Source organism: Clostridium arbusti SL206 (assembly GCF_000246895.1).
GTDB lineage: Bacteria > Bacillota > Clostridia > Clostridiales > Clostridiaceae > Clostridium_I > Clostridium_I arbusti.
Map to the genome: position 1 here is coordinate 1 of NZ_BAEV01000065.1, position 22,657 is coordinate 22,657.

Sequence of the window (22,657 nt, forward strand, 5' to 3'; positions counted from 1 at the left end):
ACACGTAGTATAATATATGTAGACATAATGAAGATTGATAAGTGTGTATCTCTATGTAAACTCATTTTTATTCCATACCAGCACATATCTCTTAATACATTTTATTGTAAAAAATATTATAAAATTGTTTGATATATAATATTTAATTTTATTAAAATTGGTAACCTATGATACATATTTTTATTAATAAAAGACTTATACTATGGTTAAAGAATATCAAAGAGGTGAATGCTAATGAACAATTTAATAAAAAACATAGAATTTTCAAATGTTCTTAATTTAAAAGATTTAGTATCCTATCAAGAAGGTCAAGTTATAAGCAGAACTATTGCACAGACATCTAATGCAAATATCACTTTATTTTCACTGGATAAAAATGAAGGCATAAGTTCACATGTAACTCCTGGAGATGCTATGGTTCAAATATTGGACGGTACAGCTGAAATTACAATAGGTGACAATACTTTTACTGTTAAAGAAGGAGAAACTATAGTAATGCCTTCCAACATTCCACATGCACTTCAAGCTTATGAAAAGTTTAAAATGCTGTTAATAGTAATAAAAAATTAATTATTATATAAAGATAGGGCTATCTCACAATGCATATCTACGTATTGCGAGACAGCTCTATCTTTAGCTACTTTACTACTAAAACTAATTATTAAAATATGGTTTCTAGTAATTAGTGAAGCCATTATTAAATTTAATGAGTATTTATTCTTTTTTGAGACAGTCTCATATTATTAAGATTTAGTTTGATATTCAACTACCTGTTTTTTATCTACTTCTGATACATTTAACACCTTATAGCCTTTTCTTCCTAATTTCTTAGATGCTCTAATAAATTGCTTTTTACTTCTATAAGTTCTCGTAGTAAATTTTTTCATATATTATCATTCCTTTCTAGAATATATAGTGTATACTGCACTATAAAAATTATAATGAATAATTTTAGTTTATCCCTTTTAAGGTTTTATAATAACTGCATCTCATTAGAAATAATAGTAAATATTAATATAGTTTTAACATTAATACTCTAAATATTTTAAATATTTATGAACAATTTCCTTATAAGGTAATGTTTTCATTGTTTATAATAATATTATTATATATGACAAATTCATTAAAGGAGAGATTTTATGGAAATCAACAATGGACTTATTAAAGAAAATTCTGAATTGAGGGAGCTATCAAGGCAACAATTAAAAGGGAAATGGGGGACAGCAATATTATTATGCTTTATTTTTTCCATTATAACCGGATTATTAGGATTCATACCTATTGTTGGTGTAATAATATCTTGGATTATAGCTGGCCCATTAACATTTGGACTTATTTCATGCTTCTTAAAGCTTGTACGGAATGAAAATTTTAGATTTGAAAATTTATTCGATGGCTTTAAACATTTTGCATCTTCATTTTTATTAATGTTACTAATGGGAATATTTGTATTTTTATGGTCTTTACTTCTCATAATACCTGGTATAATTGCTGCATACAGATATAGCATGTCATTTTATATACTCAATGATAATCCTGAAATTGGAGCAATGGATGCCTTAAGAGAAAGTAAAAAAATGATGATAGGCTATAAGGGTAAATTATTTCTTCTAAACTTAAGCTTCATAGGCTGGGCTATTCTTTCAGTACTTACTGCTGGTATAGGATTTCTGTGGCTTATTCCATATATGAATACGGCAACTGCAAATTTTTATCAGAATTTAAAAGATGCCTCAAAAACTGAAATATCTTCATCTACAATATAATTAATATAGAAATAAAAAATATAAGGACATACAGCCCCTAAGTTGTATGTCCTTATATTATCTTTATGCTGAAAATATTCTCTCAAAAGTTCCTGTTCTTCATCAGAAATATAATAATTTCCTTTCTATGTATATAAATTTTAAATATAAGAAAAATAATTATTATAAATGAAAATAAATTTTCATAAAAATGTACTTATTCTTGGCAAATGAAAATGAATAAAAAGGAGAATATTTTAATGATTAATAAAAATGATAAGTTAGCAACTGGAATTGCTATATTATTTGAACTAATTCTCATATCTACAGCTATTGCTAATATTGCATCAAGACAATGGAAGAATTTAGCCTTATCACTACTGGCTATTATATGTCTTATACTTCCCTTTATAATTACACATATTGCTAATATAAAGAACATAATTCTACCTTCTACATTTAAATTAATAACCTTATTATTTATTTTTTCTGCGCAATACTTGGGAGAAATCAAGAAATTCTATAATATATTTTGGTGGTGGGATCTATCCTTACACTCTATATGTGGCAGCTATGCAGTTATAATAGCATTGCATTTAATACCAGACATTATTAGAAACAAACCCCAAATTACAAAGAAGCGATTTACTCTTTTTGCTGCAATAATTGCATTTAGCTTTTCAACAACCTTAGCTACTCTATGGGAAATATTTGAGTTTATAGGAGATTACTTATTTAAAACTAATATGGCCCAAGGTGGAATTCAAGATACTGCAACTGATCTTCTTGTAGAAATTTTAGCTGCTTTTATTACTTCAGCAATATATTATTATGGCAATTCAAGAAAATAATGTCCTATCTGTCCTAGCACTTCTTATCTTTTTGAACTTTTCTAATAGAAGTTATACCTATTTAATTTTTACCAATTAATTAATTTGCTTAGACGTATTTTAAAATAAAAAAACTAAGATTATGATAAACGATTGACCAGTAGAATATACTTTTAACAATGGGCTATTACCTCGAAAGAAAGTGATATAATTATATATATGGGAGGAAAATCTTCCAATAGAAAAACTTTCTTTTTATATGTTTATTAAAAAGTAATATTACAATAGGAGATGGTTTTATGAATTTTAAATTGACTGAGGGGCAGGAATCCATTAAGAACACTGTTCGAAAATTTGCGGAGACAAAAATTGAGCCCATTTCTTTTCAACTAGATGAAAAAAATATGTTTCCAGAAAAAATCGTAAAGGAAATGGGAGAACTATCCTTTATGGGACTTCCATATCCATCAAAATATGGTGGTGCTGACAAAGATGTACTAAGTTATGTCATTGCCGTGGAAGAATTATCAAGAATAGATGCAGGGATTGGTGTCATTCTATCAGCGCATGTGTCATTAGGATCATTTCCCATCATGGAATTTGGAACAGAAGAACAAAAAGAAAAATATCTTATTCCACTAGCTTCTGGTAAAAAAATTGCTGCTTTTGGCCTAACTGAAACTAATGCCGGTAGCGATGCTGCTAAAACGGAAACTACGGCTGTTTTAGATGGTGATCATTATATTCTAAATGGTTCTAAAATATTCATAACTAACGCTGATTGTGCGGATACTTATATAGTATTTGCAGTTACAAATCCAGGACTAGGGACCAAGGGAATTAGTGCTTTTATTGTAGAAAAAGGATGGGAAGGATTTACTTTTGGCACACATTACAATAAAATGGGCATTCGTTCTTCTGCTACAGCTGAACTGCTATTCAAAGACGTTAAAATACCAAAAGAAAATCTCCTTGGAAAAGAAGGACAGGGTTTTAAAATTGCTATGAAAACCCTAGAAGGTGGACGTATAGGTATCGCTGCACAAGCACTTGGAATTGCCCAAGGAGCTTATGAAAAAGCACTAAATTATGCTGAAGAACGAATTCAGTTTGGTAAACCACTTTCAAGACAACAAGCTATTTCATTCAAACTTGCAGATATGGCTACCAAAATTCGTGCAGCTAGGTTTATGGTATACAGTTCCGCTGAACTAAAACAGGAACATGAACCCTATGGAACAGAATCTGCCATGGCAAAAATGTACGCTTCAGATGTTTGTCTTGAAGTTGTCAATGATGCTGTACAAATTTATGGAGGTTCTGGATATATAAAGGGTTATGCGGTAGAACGCATGTATCGTGATGCCAAAATCTGTACAATATATGAGGGTACAAATGAAATTCAAAGACTAATTGTTTCAAATGCGATTTTACGAAAGCCTAAAAAAACTCAGCCAGAGAATAGTGGTAATCCTCCTACTAATGTAACAGCAAATAAGCCAGCAAAAAAATCAATAACAGGAAACCGCAAGAAAATTATCATAAAAGAAGGATCAACTGAAGAGAAAATAAATACATTTCTAAAGTATCTTAAAAATGAAAACCTACAAATTCAAAACAGTTCTATTAATACTTTAGATGGAAATATTGGTGATGCAGATAAAGTATGCAGTATAGGCCGTGGATTAGCTTCTAAAGAAGACTTACCTATAATACAATCCTTATCTCAGGTTATTGGAGCTCAGCTTGGCTGTTCAAGACCTATTGCTGAAGAAAATCAATGGATGTCCCTTGATAGGTATGTAGGTGTATCCGGTCAGAAATTTAAAGGATCATTCTATATGGCTATTGGCATATCTGGTCAGGTTCAACACCTTATTGGTATTCGTGATGCTAAAATTATTACTGCCATTAATATAGATGAAAAAGCTCCAATATTTTCACAAGCCGATTATGGTATTGTTGGCGATTTGTATGAAATTGTTCCCCTTCTTAGTAAAATCTTAAAAAACGGTAAATTATAAATATACTAGAAAAAATTTAAATCACATAAATTAAACATAATTATTTGTTATTTATTCCACATTTTATTGTTACTATTTAAGCATACCCCTTAGATGTACATGTTAATATAATATAATTAAGTAATTTTTAAATTCAAAGAAATAAACCTTATGTCTGTAAATAGCATAAGGTTTATTTCTTTTTTATTTCATTTTAGGCACATTCAAATAAATAACTAGTCAGTATGCTAGCCTATTTTGAATTCTACTGCGTCAGCAGAACCCTCTGATTGAAAAGTCCCACCTACGCTTCGCTTAGAGGTGGAGGTATTAACCTTTCAAACTATTTTTCTCTATATATTTGTGTTCTTTTACTATGTCATATAGGGTTATAAATTCCTTTCCTAGCCTATGTAACCTTTTGTCAATGGCTGTTTTCTGTTCTTCTGTCAAACTAGGATCTTTTATTCTATCCAATAAAGGATATAAATCAAATTCTACTAATCTTAGTTTAACTTCCGCGCTTAGTTTACCATTTATTTCCTTCTTATCTAAATTACGTAAATTTAAATTATCTATATCTTTAATATCTATTTTAAAATCAAATATAATTTCTCCATCTTTTAAGTCTTTATAACTTTTATATAGAATTAAATCAGATATTTCTTTTTTATCTATACGACCACCAATGCTAGAATAAAAGAATCCATAAATATAGCATTTATTATTTTCTTCAACAATTATAGTATCATAAGGAATTCCATACTTATCATATATAGTTATAACATCTCCGCTGTAATACTTCTTACCCTTATATGTTATAAAATAAGTGCCTATATTATTAAAATATTTACCTTTTTGATAAATTCCTTTTATTTTAGTTATTTTAGCCTTCAATAATATCCACTCCTCTTAATTTATTATATTTTTTCCTTTATCATTTTATTAAATCAATTCAATTTATATTATATATTTATTTATATTAGAAAATAGTTAAATTTATATCAAATATACTTATAAAAATATTTTATATAAACAATATTCTTTAATTCTTGTCTATATTATATCATACCAATTAACTTTTTTGGATAAGTTTTCATCATTAAAACTACCAATTTTATTAAGTAGCTCCATTTAGTACAGCTTACATAGCAAGACTTGAAACCGTACTGCCTAGAAAATAGGCCTCGTGAACTGGTTTCAGAAAGCTAAAACATCGTGAAATCAGGTGAGTACTCTACCCCCTCTGATTGAAAAGTCCCACCTACGCTTCGCTTAGAGGTGGAGGTATTAACCTTTAATGCATGAAAAGTTAAACATATGATATATTAATATAAATCTAAAAAAAGCATTTAATCTTTACTATTTAAGATTAAATGCTGCTTATTATAATTAAACTAATCCTCTAAGATGTCCACCTAACATTTTATCTTAACTTATATTGAGTGTTTCCCTTTCTCATGTGACCGTAAGAACCATTTTCGTACTTCATCTACAAGAAAAATGATAGGACCACACAAGGTGAGGAATGCCCATTCACGCAGACCAATTGGTGCAGTATTAAACAAATTCTGTAAAAAAGGTGTATAGATCAGTATATTAAGCAAAGCTAGTTCTGCAACAATACCGGCTAGCACAATACGATTTGATAAGAATCCAATTTTAAATACTGATACTACTTCAGTTCTGCAGGCAAAAACCACACCAACCTGCGCACATACTATTGCGGCTAAGGTCATAGTTGTTGCCATGCGATAAACCGTTCCAGAATTCGCAAGAGCTACACCTGGCCAACCATATAACCAATTGAGAAAGAAATACGCAGTCATAGCCAAAAATGATTCTATTACCCCATACCAAAGTAAAGCTTTCTTAACCAATTTTCGGTTCAATAAAGGCTCTTTCCTTGAACGAGGCGGTGAATCCATGATTCCTTCCTCAGGTTTTTCGGATCCTAGTCCAATAGCAGGAAGCATATCTGTTCCCAAATCTATTGCAAGAACCTGCATAATTATCAATGGAAGAGGAATTGCCCCTCGGGATAAAAGATAGATTATAACAGGGATGGCCTCTGCCATATTACTGTTAAATATATAAACAATAAATTTTCTGATATTATTATATACAGCTCTCCCTTCTTCAATTGCATTTACTATAGATGCAAAGTTATCATCTGTCAAAATCATATCTGCGGCTTCTTTTGCTACATCAGTTCCTGATAGGCCCATTGCAACCCCTATGTCAGCCTTTTTTAGAGCAGGAGAATCGTTGACACCATCTCCAGTTACAGCAACCACATTTCCCATCTCCTGAAGAGTGCTGACAACCCTAAGCTTTTGTGCAGGAGCCATCCTAGCCAGAATAACCTCATTACTAAGGGCCTTTTTAAGTTCTTCCTGATTCATCTTCTCCATTTCAACACCAGTTACAATACGTGGGTTTTCACTTTGAATAATACCAATATTTCTTGCAATACTTTCTGCTGTCAACCCATAATCACCAGTAATCATAATAATTCTAATACCAGATTGTCTGCATTTTTCAACCGCTTCAGGTATCTCAGAACGAGGTGGATCCTCCATTGCAATCAATCCAAGGAAAGTTAGTTCCTTCTCAACTCTATCAATTGTATAAGAGTTTATATCGTCTTTTATAAACATTTCATCTGATAATTTTCGAACAGCAACAGCCAATACACGTAAACCCTTGCTGGCGTATTCATCATTTACAGCCATAATCTTTCCACGGATATTTTCGTCCATAACTTTTTCCTGTCCATTTTCACGTATACTAGTACAAGTATCCAATACCTCTTTTGGAGCACCCTTAATAAATGCAATTCTTATATTAGTATTGGTGGAATCAGTAATCTCATGGATTGTACTCATACGTTTTCGCACTGAATCAAAAGGAAGTTCCTTAAATCTCGGAATCTGTTCTTTCATTGTCTCCAGATTCAGACCACCTTTTTTTGCCAGTACTACCAAAGCAGCCTCCGTAGGATCACCCAATACCGTCCAACGAGATGTATCTTCATTAGGAGGCACAAGGTGAGCATTGCAACATAGACTTGCTGTAGTCAAAAGCTGTTTTATATCCTGATCCTCTTGTGAAACCGTATCATCACCATTCTGAATATTACCGCTGGAAGCATCATATCCTATTCCTGTAACACTATAATTCCGTCCTGCAATCCATATATTACTCACAGTCATCTCATTTTTTGTAAGTGTACCAGTCTTATCGGTGCATATGACTTGGGTACATCCTAGAGTTTCAACAGAGGACAACCGTTTTATAAGTGCATTCCGCTTGGCCATCCGCTGAACCCCCATTGCCAACGATAAAGTGACAGTGGGGAGGAGCCCTTCAGGTATAAATGCAACAATCATTCCCATGGCAAAAATAAAACCTCTGTTAATATCTAAACCAACAACCATTGTGGCAATAATAAATAAAAATACCCCTATGCTCACAGCCATAATAGAAACAGTTCTTGTGAGCCGTCCCATTTCTTTTTGAAGCGGACTGGATTCTTCCTTTAGCATTTGTGTCAGCCCCGCAATTTTACCGAATTCTGTATCTGTTCCAATTGAAAAGATGATGGCTTTTCCAGATCCTTCTGCAACACTTGTTCCCGCAAAAACTAAATTTGACTGTTCTAACCGTGAAATATCATCGCGCAGCACTACATCCTTTACTTTATGAATCGAACGCGATTCACCAGTGAGCGTAGACTGGTTAATTCTAATGTCACTAGCTTCTACAAGACGAGCATCGGCAGAAATACGATCACCTTCTGAAAGCATCATAATGTCTCCAGGAACCAATTCTTCAGCTAATATTTTCTGTTCTTCGCCATTCCTCAATACCCTTGCATAATCAGGAATCAACTGACGTAAAGCTTCCGTTGCTTTTTCTGCTCTAAACTCCTGCCAAAAGCTGAACAAACCATTAATAACATTTACCATCCAGATTGCTATACCAAGTTCAGGCATTTTAGCTATAAAACTAGCAATACCTCCAACCCACAGCAATATAGCCATCAAATGCGTGAAATTAGCAAGAAACTTCCATATAAACGATTTCTTTTTCTTCTCAGGCAAAGTGTTTTTACCAAATTGCTTTATACGTGCTTCTGCTTCAGACTGAGTAAGTCCTTTAGTATCTGTGACTAAGGCTTTATACACTTCTGAAACAGTCAGCTTCTGTATATTGTTTTTTACATCGGATTTGATTGTCTGCTCTTCTAAATGATCCATAATTTTATTCACCCCCCAATCATAGTATAAAAATATATACCCTTTTATTTCTAATGATTTTTATCTATATTTAAAGCTTTAATTCAGTTTAATTATAAATCAAATTTCTATATAAAGTAAATAAATTGTTAATGATTTATTTAACTCTTTACACCACCAGTTTACCTCTCCCGGTTCGAATATATTTATTGTGGAATAATCTGATGGTGATGCCACAATGAGTATACCTGCTCAAACCACCCTATATAAAATTATTGTTATGTGCTAAAAATAAATCTTTATTTTAATATTTTACTTTTCAAAAATATAAGCCTCCCAAATAAGGGAGGCGTAGAATTCTATAATTATTATTTTTGTATATATTTTATTTTTTCTTATATAGCTCACTTCCTCTTTTTCAATTTTTCTTCTGCTTTTTTTATATTCTCAATAACCCTAAATTTAACTATCTTACTTATTAATTCATAAGGCAGTGATTTTTTTATAGGAAATTGTACTGTTCCCTTTGATGTTTTATATTCCGATAGTTCATGTTTAAATGCATCAACTCCACTAGAAGTTGGATAAAATCCTATATGATTTTTATAGGCAGCAAAATATACTAGATTCCCATGCAGCACAAAAGCAGGCATTTGATAACTTATCTTTTCCTCTGCGTCCGGGGCGGCTTCTTTTATAACTTTTCTTAACCTTTTAAGTATCTCCTGAACCTCAGGAGGAAAATTTGAAATATATTCATCAATTGACTTATATGTAATTTTATTTCCTTCCATAATCTTTCCTTTCACTTCCATTATTATCACCCCCTTCTTTCTTATTTAGTTTTTACCTATGACATTATTATAGCTTATATATATTGATTAAATCCATATCAAAAATACATATATGCCTGCTCCTCTATTCTTCTATTGCCAAGTCAAATAATTTTAATAAGGTTTATTATTACAGAAAACACCATGAATATATTATAATTGTAAAAATTACAATAATCCATACCAAAATACCAACAAGATTTAGTATAAAAGCTTATAAATATTTTTAAAATTGGCATTTCAAAGAATTAATATTTTATTACAACTTATGAAATTTTGTATAATAACTAGTTTAATGTTATAATTGTATATTGTTATTAAGTAATAACTAAATAAAAAATGTAAAGTGAGAATTAGAAAATGAGAAATGAAAAATTAGAAAAAGCAATAGTTAAAATGAGTAATGATATTGCTGCTATTAATATTGCTAAGAAGTACTTATCAAATATAGAAGAAATAAATGAGGTACGAGATACTTTAAATAACAAAAAACAATTATTATCCAATGAACTATATACTGAAGATCATAAAAGTTATTCAGAATGTCGTGAAGTTATAGAAGAGTTGTTAGATAAAGAACTTGAAAAAGAAGAACAAGTAAAATTGCTTGAAACTATAAAAGAAATATTTGGAAGACAAGCGCCAAATGTTAGCAAAAAAAGTAACGGTCTTAATGCATGGTTAAAAGAACTTAACATTCAATATAGTTGGATTAATGACGAAGAAACTGATTGGGATAAATTAATTATAACTGGATTCGCATTATATAAACAAGACTAAAGTAAAACAAAGTGGGACTGAACTTAGATTGTATAAACACAATCTAAGTTCAGTCCCATTTTCATGTAATTTACTTTTGGTGAGATGAACACGTACGTCTTCGACATACGCCCCTCAAGATAGCGTTATGCTATGTTGTTTCCAAGCCGATCACCTATAAATTTTAAGCTTTACAATTTTTTTCTAAACTTTTGTCTTATAATATCATTGCTAACTCCATATATCAGATTCTTTACTTTTAGAACGATTAATTCTTGAAAAATCTACCCTTGAGAAAACTAATGTTGCAAGCAGTAAAAATATGATTCCGAAAATTATTACAATCACCATACTGATAAAGGGAGTAATTACAAAATTCCCAATTTTAAAAGCGAGCTGTTCCGCTATCAACTGATCGGTTGTTAAAGACGTCTTTTCCAGTATAATGGTTCTAAAAAATGCTGTTGTATATGTCATTGGATTGAGATAAGCAAAATATTGCAATATTTTTGGCAACAACGAAAGGGGGATATATGCACCGCAAAGAAAAGTCAACGGCATTGTAATAGCCGTTATGACAATTTGAAACGTCTGGGAATTTTTTACCAGTGCAGCCAAAAATAGCCCCAAGCCAGAAAACACAAGCCCAACGGCGGCCATTACACCAATTACCACAAATGGTGTAATCAAAAATGTAAATTTAAGACCTATAAAATAGCCAATAAATAAAATTATAATACCTTGTAATGTTGCTATTGTTGCTGCAGACAAAAGTTGACCGGCAGCAATCTGAATTCGTTTAACAGGGCTTACCAACACTTCCTTCATAAAACCCGAAACAATATCTTCAATTGTACTAGTAGCAATAGTAATAGCGGTTTGAAATACGGTTGTTATAACAATACCAGCAAGCATATAATTTACTGGATTGGAAATATTATCGTTTTTAAATATTGCACTGAATACATATAAAAAGAAAAACGGCATGATAATCGTGAAAACAAGCTGAACACGATTCCGTGCAAAAATTTTAAGATTTCTAAACCATAAAGCTGCTATAACTTGCATAATTTCTCACTCCCTCATATCTTTTCCTGTAATTTCTAGGAATACATCGTTCAATGTACCTTTTTTAATTTCCAAATCTTTAATCATCGGTTTCTGGGCGCTCAATATTTCCATCAATTCCGGTAAACTTCGAACCTCAATAGAATAATAATCATCTTTTTTCTTGTAGATAAATTCTTCCCTATTAAGCAGTGACTCCAACCCTTGCTCATCACCAGTTGTAATATATGCCTTATCTTTTGTGTACTGCTTCTTTAAATGATATGGCGTGTCTATTGCAACAATTTTACCGGCATCCATAATGGCAACTTTGCTGCAAATCTCAGCCTCATCCATATAATGGGTTGTTAAAAAAATGGTAATATTTTTTTCTTTTTGCAACTTCACAATATAATTCCAGATATGTGCCCTTGTTTGAGGATCAAGTCCTGTGGTTGGTTCATCCAAAAACAATACTTTAGGATAATGCAAAAGCGATCTGGCTATTTCCACACGTCGTTTCATACCTCCAGACAAGCTGCTCACCATTGCTTTTTTCCAATCCTGTAAATCCACTATATCCAAAACAAAGTTAATACGTTCCAAAATTTCACTTTTAGGGATTCCATAAAAATAACAATGCATATTTAGATTTTCAAAGACGGTCATTTTATTATCCAGTGTTGATTCTTGAAAAACAACTCCAATAACACTTCTAACGGCATCCCTGTCATGGGAAACGTCTTTTCCATCAATTAACAGAGTTCCCCCAGTCTTGTCGAATATAGTACATAGGGTATTGATGGTAGTGCTTTTACCCGCTCCATTTGGACCTAAAAAAGCAAAAATGCTTCCCTCCTCCACCTCAAATGAAACATTGTCCACTGCTGTAAAATTACCATATTTCTTTACAAAATTTCGAACTTCAATTATATTCTTCACTCTATCACTCCTATCAACTGTTTTTAGCATTCATGATAATACAAAACAACAAAAACTCTTTAAAAATCAAGGAATCATAAACATCATTAAATAAAATAAATAATGCATATTCAAATTTTACCATGTAAAATATAAAAAAGTCAATTACCTATGTGTAATTGACTTTTTTCGCAAAAATCCTTTATTTAAGATTGATATCTTTCTTTGTTATATCTACTTTGCTCAATTTTTCCGTTACAACTGCTGCACTTAATCTTGTTATATTTATATTACTGATATATCTGCTTTTCTTTTTTCATCTTGCAAATTTTCTTTAGATATGAAATTATCATAGGTAAAAACATAATTGCTATCTTTTTTAGTTTTGCATATTGCAAAATACTGCTTGACTATGGAAAAAATTACACCTCCGAGGTGCTAGAGACATGTTGAGCTAAAAAATCATCTCTCCTGCTTTATAGCCATCAGGCAATTCTTCTTCACTTAAAAATTTAAAATTTTCATCACGCAGTATTGGTAAAAATACTTCGTATGGTATCCTGGAAAACTCACAGGCATAATCACTGGCTCCAAACCACTTACCCTCTTTGCTACTCAAATTCAAATCTCTGGCAAATTTTGTATGGTTTGAGCAATCATGAACTGCTAAATCCCAGTTTTCTTCATCGGCTATCTTCATGAATTTCAGAGTTAATTCCCTACTCCAAATCGGAGATATATAGCCATGTCTGGAAATATACATATTTTCCTCATAATAATTATCTATGTTATTCTCATTTAAATGTAATTCTGCACAATTGATAAAATCAAGTTTTGTCTCCAAGATTGATTGCTTTTTCTTAAAAAACACTTCGAAAAACTCAGGAGTCATTGGAGTTTCAATACCTACATTTTTAATATATTTTTTCGCTATTCCAATATTTTCAATAACTTTGTCTGAACAATTAGAGGCACCCAGGTTGAAACGTATCTCGTCAAGACCGGCTTCACCTAATGCTTTTAATGTCTCTTCTGTAGCTAAAGTACCATTTGTGTATAAATGTTGATAAATTTGAGCATCACTAAATTTCTTTATAATGGAATAGTATTTTTCAATTTCCATGAATGGCTCTAAATAAACATAGGAAATGCCAGTAGGCTTCTGTTGTATGGAAAGAAGTAAATCAATATCTTTCTCATAAAATTTTGTGTCTCCGATCTCCCACATACCTTCACCAATTGGAGGAATACTATCTAACTCCCCATAATTATAGCAGAACTTGCACTCTACGTTACATTTGTTTGTTTTCCTAATTGCACTCAACCCAGTTCCCATCAGACAAGAACGACATCCCTTAGCAAATTTGCTTTCATTTCCAACAAAAAAAGTTCTATTCTCCAAAGTTTTCAAACCTCTAATTTCCGACATTAACTTATCATTTCTATTATCGATTGCTGCCTCAATTTGTGCAAAGGTAGCGTAAATGATTTCTTGTTGTTTTGTCATAATTTCCTCATCTTCTGGCAATATTGAGAAAAATTCAAACCATATCAACGCATCTTTTTTTGAAATTTTCATAATGTATCCTCCTCTAATTAATCCTATTTAAGACTCAATTCAAATCTTCTTGCTATGCTTTTTCACATATTCTTCTTCAAAAGACCATACGCACTCTACATGCCTTGTGTAGGAAAATAACATAAAGATTTAGAATATCGTTAAGTATTGTTTCCTTACCATAACTCTTTTTTCTGATTCAGAATGTGCCTCTAAAGCTTCGAATAATATCCATTTTTCAGAATACATTTTTCTTACTTCTTCCCATTTCATTCAGAACACTCCCCTCAAGCAAACTTTCTCATTATTGTCTACAGTATATCATATATTAATTAGTTTTCTTATATATTTTACAACAAAAAACTACCCATTCTACTGAGTAGTCCTAATTCTTTTTGGTGCGAAAGACGGGACTTGAACCCGTACACCCGATGGATACTACCCCCTCAAAGTAGCCTGTCTGCCAATTCCAGCACTCTCGCATATATTTAATTTTATTGAGAATATTTTTCTTTACTTACAAGCTAACATAACACCAACCTACCATACTTGTCTGTCAACTACAAACAACTACGCTATAAATTATATTATATGTACTTAGTTTAGTCAACAGTTTTTTATTTTTACATATTTTGTAAAATGAACTTTACTCGTAGTTGAAGTGTATTGTAAATATTCTTGAGTGAATTTAGGAAATATTGCTTTGACAAATTTAAAAATCGTTAAGTGACTTTTACTGTTTGAGTGAAACGAGTTTAAACAATCAACCATACTAGTTTAAAACCAAGGTTCACCAGCATAATATATGAATTTATGACATCTTTGAGCGAATGTGTAAAAATCTTATCTTCACGGCTTTGAAGTCCGTTAAGTTATTTTTCTTACTTATAAAAGATTTAAAATGAACTTTACTCGTAGTTGCAGTGTATTGTAGATATTCTTGAGTGAATTTAGGAAATATTGCTTTGACGAATTTAAAAACCGTTAAGTGACTTTTACTGTTTGAGTGAAACGAGTTTAAAAGTCATAGGTTTTTAAAATAAGTCAATGCTAGATTTCCTTTATGAAACGAAGAATTATCGTAAATACACTTCAACTACCAATCTTTAAAGTTCACTTTAAACCTACTTACTATACAGCCATCTGTAAATATTGTAACTTACTCTTATCTTCTTAACATACTTGTCCGTCTCTTTAAAAGGTATATAATGAAGATTTTTCCCATCCTTAGAATGTTCTGTATCATTTAACCAGGACTTAACGTTTCCCCGTCCACCATTATAGGCGGCAGACACCAAGTCCCAATTGTTAAATTCTTTTCTAAGGTTGTCTAAATACCAACAGCCCATTCTTATATTGTACTCAGGATCATAGAGCTTATCATTGCTAAAATCCTTTAGTCCCATTTTTCCAGCAGCCCACTCACCAGTTTCTGGAGTTATCTGCATTATTCCATAGGCATCTCTATTTGACTTTGCCCTTGGATTATAATTACTTTCTGTTTTAGCAATAGCAGCCACGTAATAAGGACTTAAATTATATTTAGCTGAATATTCATATATGTACTTAGAATATTTTATAGGATAATAATGTCTCCCTATAGTCTTTACATTTAATACCGCTGCAACAATTATAACTATTACCAAGAAAGTAAATATTAAGCTTTTAAACCGCATTTTTACCTCCTATAATATATCTAGTGACGTTAATAATTTCTCAACCTGCTTTTCAGTGTATTCCACGTTGATACTTGTATCTATTACAATGTCCACATACTTTTTCTTTTCCTCTAAAGGCATTTGAGCCCTTATTCTATTCATTACCTGATCTCGGCTCATTTTATCTCTGTCCATGACTCTTTTGATTTGAGTGTCTTTGTCAACCCAAACTAAAACATTCAAATCCATGTCATCATTTATGCCAGTTTCAATTAAAATTGGAGCATCCAGAATACATATGCTTTCCTTTAAATCCTCATAAAGTTTAATATGCTTAAATATATCCTTCTTTATATAAGGCATTATAATTTCTTCCAGCCTTTTTCTCTTGATTTCCGATGTAAACACGTAATCCCCTAATTTTCTTCTTAAGAGCCTTCCATATTCATCAAAAAACTCACTGCCAAATTCATTTTTTATTTCCTCTAACAGTTCAGGATACAGATTTAAGACCTCTCTTGAAATGACATCTGCATCTATAACTGGAATAGATCTTTCTTTAAACATTCTAGACACTGTACTCTTACCAGTTCCAATTCCTCCAGTAAGTCCTACCTTTAACATAACCCCATCATCCTCAATTTTTATTTAGCCTCATACCATGTTTTTCCTATATTAATATCTACTTCTAATGGAACCTTTAATACTATGGCGTTTTCCATTTCGTTTTTCACTAGTTCTTTTACCTGATCTAGCTCATCCTTATATACATTTAGAATCAGTTCATCGTGTACCTGTAATATAATTGTACTCTTTAAATTTTCTTCTCTAAGTTTTTCATATACTTTTACCATTGCTAGCTTTATTATATCAGCTGCACTTCCCTGTATAGGAGTATTCATTGCAAGCCTCTTACCAAAGGAAGCCACCATTTTATTTCTTGCATTTATTTCAGGAATGTATCTTCTTCTATTTAATATAGTAGTAACATATTTATCTTCCTTTGCCTTAACGACAATGTCTTCAAGATATTTTTTTACATTAGGATATCTTTCAAAATAAGTGTCTATATATTCCTTAGCTTTGCTCTTTGTTATCTTTAGATCCTGTGCAAGACTAAAATCTCCTATACCATATACTATACCAAAATTAACTGCCTTTGCATTACTTCTCATAAGAGGTGTCACTTCTTCAATTGGTACATTAAATACTTCTGAAGCAGTTTTAGTATGTATATCACTATGATGCTTAAAGGCATTTATTAGATTTTCATCATCTGCAATGTGAGCTAAAACTCTTAATTCTATCTGTGAATAATCTCCTGATAAAATAACGGATTCATCATCATCTGCTACAAATACCTTCCTTATTTCTCTTCCCATTTCATGTTTTATAGGTATATTCTGAAGATTAGGCTCTGTACTTGAAAGCCTTCCTGTAGTTGTAACTGTTTGGTTAAAACTAGAATGTATTTTATCATCCACATCTATAACGTTTTTAAGTCCTTCTACATAGGTTGAATAAAGCTTTGTCAGTTGCCTAAAATAAGTTATTTTATCTATAATAGGATGTTTATCCCTTAATTTTTCTAACACCTCTGCATTAGTGGAATATCCTGTTTTTGTCTTCTTTATTACAGGTAAATCAAGTTTTTCAAACAGTATTTTTCCAAGTTGTTTTGGAGAACTTATATTAAACTCTTCCCCGGAAATACCATAGATTTCATCTTGAGTTTGCTGTATTTTTTCACTGAATTGTTCTCCCAATTCCGTAAGTTTCACTTTATCAATTTTAAAGCCTCTTTTTTCCATAGCAGAAAGTACTTCTATTAACGGTTCTTCCACAGTATAAAATAATTCTTCCATATTTAAAGATTTAATCTTTTCACTTAGATTCTTATAAATTTCTTTTAGGCATTGTACTTCTTTTACCTTGATGAGTTCATCTTCATCACTTATATCTATATTCAAAATATCCCCTATTAATCCCTTTAAGTCATATTCACTTTTAGAAGGATCAATAAGATAAGCGGCTATTTTAGTGTCAAAAATTAACCCCTTTAGTGAGATACCCAATTTGCCGAGTATGGTATAAGGTATTTTAGCACTATGAATTATCTTTTCTATATTCTTATCTTCAAGAACTGTTTTTAGAATCTTTATTGTCTCTTCTGAGTTTTCTATGAAAACCTTATTGTAGTCAATTACATAATTCTTGTCTTTCAAATTCAAATATATTTTTCTTATATCACTTTTTGAATACACATTTTCATTCTCGTTTTCAAATAGAATATGCATAGTATCTTTTATTGAACTAGCAAGCTTTTGTAAATCCTCTAAGGTATCTACAATTGTATACTCTACATCTATGCTAGCCTTTATATCTTCTTCTGCCATGGGCAGCTTACTAATAAGACTTTTGAATTCAAGTTTTTGGAACGTATCTCTTACAGCTTTTACATCAAAACTTTCCTTTGACTTTATAGCTTCCAGGTCTATTTCAATGGGAACATCAGTTATTATCGTAGCTAACTTTTTACTGAATACCGCTTGTTCTCTATACTCAATAAGATTTTCTTTCATCTTTTTTCCACTTAAATTCTCTATGTTCATTAAAACATTCTCAACACTTCCATATTCCTTAATGAGTTTAAGTGCAGTTTTCTCTCCAATACCAGGCACACCAGGAATGTTATCTGAACTGTCACCCATAAGTCCCTTAACATCTATAAACTGTTTAGGAGTTACTCCATAGTCTGATAGCATTCTATCCTTATCATAAATTTCTTTTTCCGTCATACCTTTTTTATTGATAACTATTTTTATATTATCATCTGCAAGTTGAAGGGCATCTTTATCTCCTGTAATTATATATACTTCTATACCTTTATCCCTAGAAAAATAGGCCAAGGTTCCTATTAAGTCATCCGCTTCAAAACCTTCTATTTCAAATATATTTATAGCAAGTTTTTCTAAAAGTTCTTTCACCACCGGGAATTGTTCTGCAAGCTCTGGTGGCATTTTCTTTCTTCCTGCTTTATAATCTTTATATTCTTTATGCCTGAAAGTAGGCGCCTTCTTATCAAAAGTTGTAACTATATAATCTGGCTTTAGTTCCTCTTTCATTTTAAACAGCATATTTATGAAACCATAAATCGCATTTGTATTTAAACCCTCTGAATTGTTAAGGGCAGGTATTGCGTAGAAAGCTCTATTCATAAGACTATTGCCATCTAATATAAGCAATCTTTCCATTATCTAATCACTTCTCCAATCTAGGATTTCCTTTATCACATTACTATATATTATCATATTTATCCTTACATAACAAAACTATGAACAACTAATTAAATATAAATATATTCTATAAGTTTACATTATGTTGTTTTAAAAATTATAGATATTCACTATAATATTTATTATAGACCAAAATACAATAAATAAAAACTTAGAAATTGAGGTGTTCTACTTGATAAAAGATGACTACAGTGCAAAAATATCCCAAGAATTTCTTTCTCTAATAAAACAAATAAAAGATGCAAAGCATTTAAAATTGGAGAGTCTTAGCTTAATTGATACAGCTTTTAAAAGATTTCTTGGCTTTAGTTCCAGTTTTGTAAATTCCGTTTCTGAAAAGGATTTATTAAATCTTATGAAAAAAAACGATGAAATTCAAGGAATACAATGTGCCATTGGTGCAGCCCTTTTATTTGAAGAAGGTAATATTTTTTATGATGAAGAAAAATATAATGAAGCCTATTTTAGATATTCAAAAGCTTTTAATTTGATTTCAAATATATTTGTACTAAACTTAGACTGTGAACTAGAAGGTTACATAGAACTTTCAGAAGAAATTGCAGGGGCTGTTGAAAACTTTGAAACCACCTCAGAAGACCAAGAAAAGCTCTTCTATCTCTATAAATCAATAGGTATATATTCTAAAGCTGAGGATCATCTCTATGACCTTATGAATGATCCTTTAAAAAAAGAATTCGCTAAAAACAAACTTAAAGAATTTTATAATGAACTTCTCGAAAAAAAGGATGAGGACTTGATACAAGGTAATCTTCCAAGGCATGAAATTTTAGAATCACTTAAGGCATCTTCAAATAAATAACTAGTCAGTATACTAGTCTATTTTGACTTACTATTTATTTTCATATGCCTAATGCTTAAGTAACTATTTGAATGGGGATGAGAATTTATGTTTACATTAAGCTACGAATTTAAAAATAACATACCTGTTTTCCACTGCAATATTTGCGGACATTGTAATAATTTTATAGAATCAACTTCTCATATAAATGTTAATAGAGGCTGCTGCTGGTATTTTCCAAAATATACTCTTATGGACATTAAAAATATAATAAATGTAGGTAAGATAGATTTTATCTATTCACTTTTAAAAAATACTAAAGCAGCAATTTCCCAATATTTTATTCAAGTACATGGTTTTTATGATAAAAATAAATACAATACTTATAATGAAAATAATTTACCTATTTCAAATTTTGACTCCAAATTATTCTTTAAATCTTGCCCTTTCATAGGTGAAAGTGGATGTACTATTAATTTTCAATTGAGACCGCATCCTTGTAATCTATATCTTTGCAGAGAAGTTATAAAAGAATCTGGTGATCTTTATAAGAATTACTCTCTAGAGAGAAAAGACTATTATTCTTACTGCAATTATTTTAATGAAAGCTTAAAGTATGATCTAATAGATAACAATACTGACTTGTTACAGGATGCTTCAAAGTCTTTAAATATTATTGAAAAAGCTGATGTACCCACCTATGATCCAATGGAGCTTAATAAAATATGAAAATCATGTGAATTATCTATGGCCGTTTCACTATTATCTCCAGCTAAAGGGGAAGCAAACAAATACACTTTGTATTTGTTTGCTTCCCCTTTAGCTGGATACAGTATTATAAACTCCTGGTCATCAGATAAAATACTTTATATTTAAATTCACAGTTTTCCAAGTGTATACCCCATAAAGTAACCTATTATTCCTATAGCAAGAGAAATAAATATATAGAATATTGCATTTAGTCTTTTGTTGTTTTGAAAAAGAGAAAATCCTTCATACATAAAGGTAGAGAAGGTTGTATATGCTCCTAAAAATCCATCGCCTAAAAGGTCATATATGTACTTATTTGGATTCATTGCAGTAAGAATCCCTAAGAGAAAGGCCCCTGTTATATTTATTATAAAAGTTCCTAATGGAAATTTAATTGTTGATTTTTTAGTTACAAATTTTCCAAGTTTAAATCTTGATATACTGCCTAATATTCCCCCTATACCCACTAATATATATTCCATGTTCACACTCCCCTAATTTATATTAATCTTCAATTCATAAAATCATTAATACTACCTATATCTATTTATGGAAAATTTTATAAATGGATATAAGATATCATAACTTACAAAAGTTTTTACTTAGTCTAGATTAGCATCATTTCTTTTCCTAGCTACCATTTTTGATATTGTAATGGCTATAAATATTGCTATACTACTAAACAATATCGACATAAGAATATATGTAAATGCGGAATAATAGTTTCCATTTAATATTAGATTAACTTCTTCCCTGCACAGCGATGAAAATGTAGTATAGGTACCTAATAGACCTGTTGTAAGCCCTAACTTAACTTCTTCCCTAACTTTATATACCTCCAAAGTTAAAGTAAGTATAAGTGCTAAAAAAAAGCTTCCTGTTACATTAATAATCAATGTATTTATAGGTATTTGTCCAGTATAATCTTTAATTTTTATGTTCTTTATGGTAAATCTCAGTATAGCTCCAAGAAACCCAAAAGAACCAACATATACGTACTTTTTCATTTTGTAACCCCCTATTCTAATCGCAAAAAAGACCCCCACAGATAAAAACCTGTAGGAGTCATCAGCATTTCAGCATTTAATGGCGAACTCCATCACCTATTAGTTATATTATAACATATTTTTTATAGTATTGAAAAGCCATCTTATTATTACTATCTACTTCCAATGTTATATTCCTTTTTCCTTCTGCTATAAGTTTATGAATAATTAAATTTAATACTTATTTTCCATATAAAAAGCTATGTATTAATTCCTATAAGCTTTTTACATAATAGTTACATATCTTAGCACAAGCCAGTAATGACAAAAGCTTCCCACTAGTACAAAAATATGGAATATCTCATGAGAACCAAAATATCTATTTTTCATTTTTGGAAGCTGAAAGCCATATATAAGCCCACCTACAGTATAGGAAATACCGCCTAAAACAAGCCACATTATGGCACTAGTAGTAAATACCCTTGCTAGTGGGAAAATTGCTACTATTACAAGCCATCCCATGAATATATAAAAGAAGGTGGAAAGCCATCTTGGTGCAGTAAACCAAAAATTCTTTACTATAATACCAAATATAGCTAATGCCCAAATTACAGCTAATATAGTAAATCCTATTCTTCCTCTTAATGCAATTAAACAAATAGGTGTATAACTACCTGCAATTAAAACATATATCATAGAATGATCAATTCTTCTAAGTACTTTGATTACTTTCTTTGAGGCAGAAGTCAAATGATATACGGTACTTGCACTATAAAGTAATATTAAACTTACTCCAAAAACCACAAAAGCACTTATATGCCATAAGTTATTTAATCTTAAAGCATAATCAACTAAAACAATAAGACCAACTATAGAAATAGCAACTCCAAATAGATGTGTTAATCCACTAACAGGTTCCCTAAACTTTCTAAACATAAAACCCACTCCTTTATACTCATATATTTACCATCTAGTTTTTAATACTATGTATTATTATATCATTATTGTAATAATAATATACATATATTACAACCCTCTATATAATATAATATTGTCAATTTTATGAGCTTTAAATCCTATTATCTTCATAAAGCTAAGTTTTTTATTGTTTTTCAAATTTATTCTATAAATATTATTTAGTATATTCAATATTCTTAAAGTATTTCTAAAATTTAAAGTTTATTTACCTAAATTTTAACCTGACTAACTTGGTGTAAATCTCCCACGCACT

The 22,657-nt window shown here is 30.8% G+C and carries 22 protein-coding genes, 1 tRNA gene and 1 riboswitch; of the genes, 7 read left to right on the top strand and 16 right to left on the bottom strand.

Annotation, left to right across the window (positions count from 1 at the left end; all coding sequences use genetic code 11):
- The first annotated feature begins 234 nt into the window (after positions 1 to 234).
- Positions 235 to 570: a cupin domain-containing protein gene (locus tag RH99_RS11990; protein ID WP_010238376.1), complete on the top strand. Its 336-nt coding sequence runs from the start codon at positions 235 to 237 to the stop codon at positions 568 to 570.
- A gap of 173 nt (positions 571 to 743) precedes the next feature.
- Here RH99_RS11990 and RH99_RS19375 read toward each other — a convergent pair whose 3' ends face one another.
- On the bottom strand, positions 744 to 887 hold the full coding sequence (locus RH99_RS19375; RefSeq protein ID WP_162829319.1) for a hypothetical protein: 144 nt from the start codon (positions 885 to 887) through the stop codon (positions 744 to 746).
- Positions 888 to 1,139: 252 nt separating this feature from the next.
- Between RH99_RS19375 and RH99_RS11995 the strand changes: the two genes are divergently transcribed.
- The 3 genes from RH99_RS11995 (at position 1,140) to RH99_RS12005 (ending at position 4,599) form a co-directional block, all read left to right on the top strand.
- Positions 1,140 to 1,766 carry a DUF975 family protein gene (locus RH99_RS11995; RefSeq protein WP_010238378.1) on the top strand — a complete coding sequence of 209 codons (627 nt, stop codon included), beginning with the start codon at positions 1,140 to 1,142 and terminating at the stop codon, positions 1,764 to 1,766.
- A 239-nt stretch (positions 1,767 to 2,005) separates the two neighbouring features.
- Positions 2,006 to 2,596 (top strand): DUF2238 domain-containing protein, encoded by a 591-nt coding sequence (locus RH99_RS12000; protein WP_010238380.1) that lies wholly within the window; start codon positions 2,006 to 2,008, stop codon positions 2,594 to 2,596.
- A gap of 278 nt (positions 2,597 to 2,874) precedes the next feature.
- Positions 2,875 to 4,599 (top strand): acyl-CoA dehydrogenase family protein, encoded by a 1,725-nt coding sequence (locus tag RH99_RS12005; protein ID WP_010238382.1) that lies wholly within the window; start codon positions 2,875 to 2,877, stop codon positions 4,597 to 4,599.
- Positions 4,600 to 4,908: 309 nt separating this feature from the next.
- On the opposite strand, the gene RH99_RS12010 is transcribed toward RH99_RS12005, so the two are convergent.
- From RH99_RS12010 to RH99_RS12020, 4 genes are all read right to left on the bottom strand, one after another.
- Positions 4,909 to 5,475: an addiction module protein gene (locus tag RH99_RS12010; RefSeq protein WP_010238385.1), complete on the bottom strand. Its 567-nt coding sequence runs from the start codon at positions 5,473 to 5,475 to the stop codon at positions 4,909 to 4,911.
- A 539-nt stretch (positions 5,476 to 6,014) separates the two neighbouring features.
- Positions 6,015 to 8,840, bottom strand: a complete 2,826-nt coding sequence (locus RH99_RS12015) for a cation-translocating P-type ATPase (protein WP_010238388.1) — start codon at positions 8,838 to 8,840, stop codon at positions 6,015 to 6,017.
- Between the two features lie 99 nt (positions 8,841 to 8,939).
- A complete protein-coding gene (locus tag RH99_RS20040; RefSeq protein ID WP_373854710.1) occupies positions 8,940 to 9,056 on the bottom strand; it encodes a DUF3606 domain-containing protein in 117 nt (38 codons plus the stop codon).
- Between the two features lie 167 nt (positions 9,057 to 9,223).
- Positions 9,224 to 9,613: an iron chaperone gene (locus tag RH99_RS12020; RefSeq protein WP_026038488.1), complete on the bottom strand. Its 390-nt coding sequence runs from the start codon at positions 9,611 to 9,613 to the stop codon at positions 9,224 to 9,226.
- Positions 9,614 to 10,012: 399 nt separating this feature from the next.
- On the opposite strand from RH99_RS12020, the gene RH99_RS12025 reads away from it, so the two are divergent.
- On the top strand, positions 10,013 to 10,432 hold the full coding sequence (locus RH99_RS12025; protein ID WP_010238392.1) for a hypothetical protein: 420 nt from the start codon (positions 10,013 to 10,015) through the stop codon (positions 10,430 to 10,432).
- Between the two features lie 210 nt (positions 10,433 to 10,642).
- Here the strand turns inward: RH99_RS12025 and RH99_RS12030 are convergent, their stop codons facing one another.
- The 8 genes from RH99_RS12030 to polA all read right to left on the bottom strand — a co-directional run bounded on the left by RH99_RS12030 (position 10,643) and on the right by polA (position 18,849).
- A complete protein-coding gene (locus RH99_RS12030; RefSeq protein WP_010238395.1) occupies positions 10,643 to 11,479 on the bottom strand; it encodes an ABC transporter permease in 837 nt (278 codons plus the stop codon).
- Positions 11,480 to 11,485: 6 nt separating this feature from the next.
- The gene (locus RH99_RS12035) at positions 11,486 to 12,400 is read right to left on the bottom strand and encodes an ABC transporter ATP-binding protein (RefSeq protein ID WP_010238397.1); all 915 of its coding nucleotides are present in this window, start codon (positions 12,398 to 12,400) and stop codon (positions 11,486 to 11,488) included.
- A gap of 433 nt (positions 12,401 to 12,833) precedes the next feature.
- Positions 12,834 to 13,958, bottom strand: coding sequence for a radical SAM protein (locus RH99_RS12040; protein WP_010238399.1), 1,125 nt, complete (start codon positions 13,956 to 13,958; stop codon positions 12,834 to 12,836).
- A 129-nt stretch (positions 13,959 to 14,087) separates the two neighbouring features.
- Complete coding sequence (locus tag RH99_RS19925; RefSeq protein ID WP_279374043.1) at positions 14,088 to 14,210, bottom strand: hypothetical protein; 123 nt, start codon at positions 14,208 to 14,210, stop codon at positions 14,088 to 14,090.
- A 123-nt stretch (positions 14,211 to 14,333) separates the two neighbouring features.
- Positions 14,334 to 14,419, bottom strand: a tRNA-Leu gene (locus RH99_RS12045).
- A 642-nt stretch (positions 14,420 to 15,061) separates the two neighbouring features.
- Positions 15,062 to 15,613, bottom strand: a complete 552-nt coding sequence (locus RH99_RS12050) for a lytic transglycosylase domain-containing protein (RefSeq protein WP_010238401.1) — start codon at positions 15,611 to 15,613, stop codon at positions 15,062 to 15,064.
- 9 nt (positions 15,614 to 15,622) lie between these two features.
- Positions 15,623 to 16,219, bottom strand: a complete 597-nt coding sequence (gene coaE / locus RH99_RS12055; protein ID WP_010238403.1) for a dephospho-CoA kinase — start codon at positions 16,217 to 16,219, stop codon at positions 15,623 to 15,625.
- 20 nt (positions 16,220 to 16,239) lie between these two features.
- A complete protein-coding gene (polA, locus tag RH99_RS12060; RefSeq protein WP_010238405.1) occupies positions 16,240 to 18,849 on the bottom strand; it encodes a DNA polymerase I in 2,610 nt (869 codons plus the stop codon).
- Positions 18,850 to 19,054: 205 nt separating this feature from the next.
- Here polA and RH99_RS12065 point away from each other — a divergent pair, with 205 nt between their 5' ends.
- Together RH99_RS12065 and RH99_RS12070 are read left to right on the top strand one after the other, a co-directional pair.
- Entirely contained in the window at positions 19,055 to 19,711 is a 657-nt protein-coding gene (locus RH99_RS12065; RefSeq protein WP_373854711.1) for a DUF6483 family protein, read from the top strand.
- Between the two features lie 87 nt (positions 19,712 to 19,798).
- Positions 19,799 to 20,419: a hypothetical protein gene (locus RH99_RS12070; RefSeq protein WP_010238410.1), complete on the top strand. Its 621-nt coding sequence runs from the start codon at positions 19,799 to 19,801 to the stop codon at positions 20,417 to 20,419.
- Between the two features lie 149 nt (positions 20,420 to 20,568).
- On the opposite strand, the gene crcB is transcribed toward RH99_RS12070, so the two are convergent.
- The 3 genes from crcB to trhA all read right to left on the bottom strand — a co-directional run bounded on the left by crcB (position 20,569) and on the right by trhA (position 22,362).
- Entirely contained in the window at positions 20,569 to 20,922 is a 354-nt protein-coding gene (crcB, locus tag RH99_RS12075; RefSeq protein ID WP_010238412.1) for a fluoride efflux transporter CrcB, read from the bottom strand.
- Between the two features lie 120 nt (positions 20,923 to 21,042).
- Entirely contained in the window at positions 21,043 to 21,447 is a 405-nt protein-coding gene (locus RH99_RS12080; RefSeq protein ID WP_010238414.1) for a fluoride efflux transporter FluC, read from the bottom strand.
- A gap of 45 nt (positions 21,448 to 21,492) precedes the next feature.
- Positions 21,493 to 21,553: riboswitch (Fluoride riboswitch) on the bottom strand.
- A gap of 158 nt (positions 21,554 to 21,711) precedes the next feature.
- Positions 21,712 to 22,362, bottom strand: a complete 651-nt coding sequence (trhA, locus tag RH99_RS12085; protein ID WP_010238416.1) for a PAQR family membrane homeostasis protein TrhA — start codon at positions 22,360 to 22,362, stop codon at positions 21,712 to 21,714.
- Between the last annotated feature and the right edge of the window lie 295 nt (positions 22,363 to 22,657).

Coding starts and splice junctions, on each gene's coding strand:
- RH99_RS11990 (WP_010238376.1), top strand. CDS start 235: ATGAACAATTTAATAAAAAACATAGAATTTTCAAATGTTCTTAATTTA.
- RH99_RS19375 (WP_162829319.1), bottom strand. CDS start 887: ATGAAAAAATTTACTACGAGAACTTATAGAAGTAAAAAGCAATTTATT.
- RH99_RS11995 (WP_010238378.1), top strand. CDS start 1,140: ATGGAAATCAACAATGGACTTATTAAAGAAAATTCTGAATTGAGGGAG.
- RH99_RS12000 (WP_010238380.1), top strand. CDS start 2,006: ATGATTAATAAAAATGATAAGTTAGCAACTGGAATTGCTATATTATTT.
- RH99_RS12005 (WP_010238382.1), top strand. CDS start 2,875: ATGAATTTTAAATTGACTGAGGGGCAGGAATCCATTAAGAACACTGTT.
- RH99_RS12015 (WP_010238388.1), bottom strand. CDS start 8,840: ATGGATCATTTAGAAGAGCAGACAATCAAATCCGATGTAAAAAACAAT.
- RH99_RS12020 (WP_026038488.1), bottom strand. CDS start 9,613: ATGGAAGGAAATAAAATTACATATAAGTCAATTGATGAATATATTTCA.
- RH99_RS12025 (WP_010238392.1), top strand. CDS start 10,013: ATGAGAAATGAAAAATTAGAAAAAGCAATAGTTAAAATGAGTAATGAT.
- RH99_RS12030 (WP_010238395.1), bottom strand. CDS start 11,479: ATGCAAGTTATAGCAGCTTTATGGTTTAGAAATCTTAAAATTTTTGCA.
- RH99_RS12040 (WP_010238399.1), bottom strand. CDS start 13,958: ATGAAAATTTCAAAAAAAGATGCGTTGATATGGTTTGAATTTTTCTCA.
- RH99_RS19925 (WP_279374043.1), bottom strand. CDS start 14,210: ATGAAATGGGAAGAAGTAAGAAAAATGTATTCTGAAAAATGGATATTA.
- RH99_RS12050 (WP_010238401.1), bottom strand. CDS start 15,613: ATGCGGTTTAAAAGCTTAATATTTACTTTCTTGGTAATAGTTATAATT.
- coaE (WP_010238403.1), bottom strand. CDS start 16,219: ATGTTAAAGGTAGGACTTACTGGAGGAATTGGAACTGGTAAGAGTACA.
- polA (WP_010238405.1), bottom strand. CDS start 18,849: ATGGAAAGATTGCTTATATTAGATGGCAATAGTCTTATGAATAGAGCT.
- RH99_RS12070 (WP_010238410.1), top strand. CDS start 19,799: ATGTTTACATTAAGCTACGAATTTAAAAATAACATACCTGTTTTCCAC.
- crcB (WP_010238412.1), bottom strand. CDS start 20,922: ATGGAATATATATTAGTGGGTATAGGGGGAATATTAGGCAGTATATCA.
- RH99_RS12080 (WP_010238414.1), bottom strand. CDS start 21,447: ATGAAAAAGTACGTATATGTTGGTTCTTTTGGGTTTCTTGGAGCTATA.
- trhA (WP_010238416.1), bottom strand. CDS start 22,362: ATGTTTAGAAAGTTTAGGGAACCTGTTAGTGGATTAACACATCTATTT.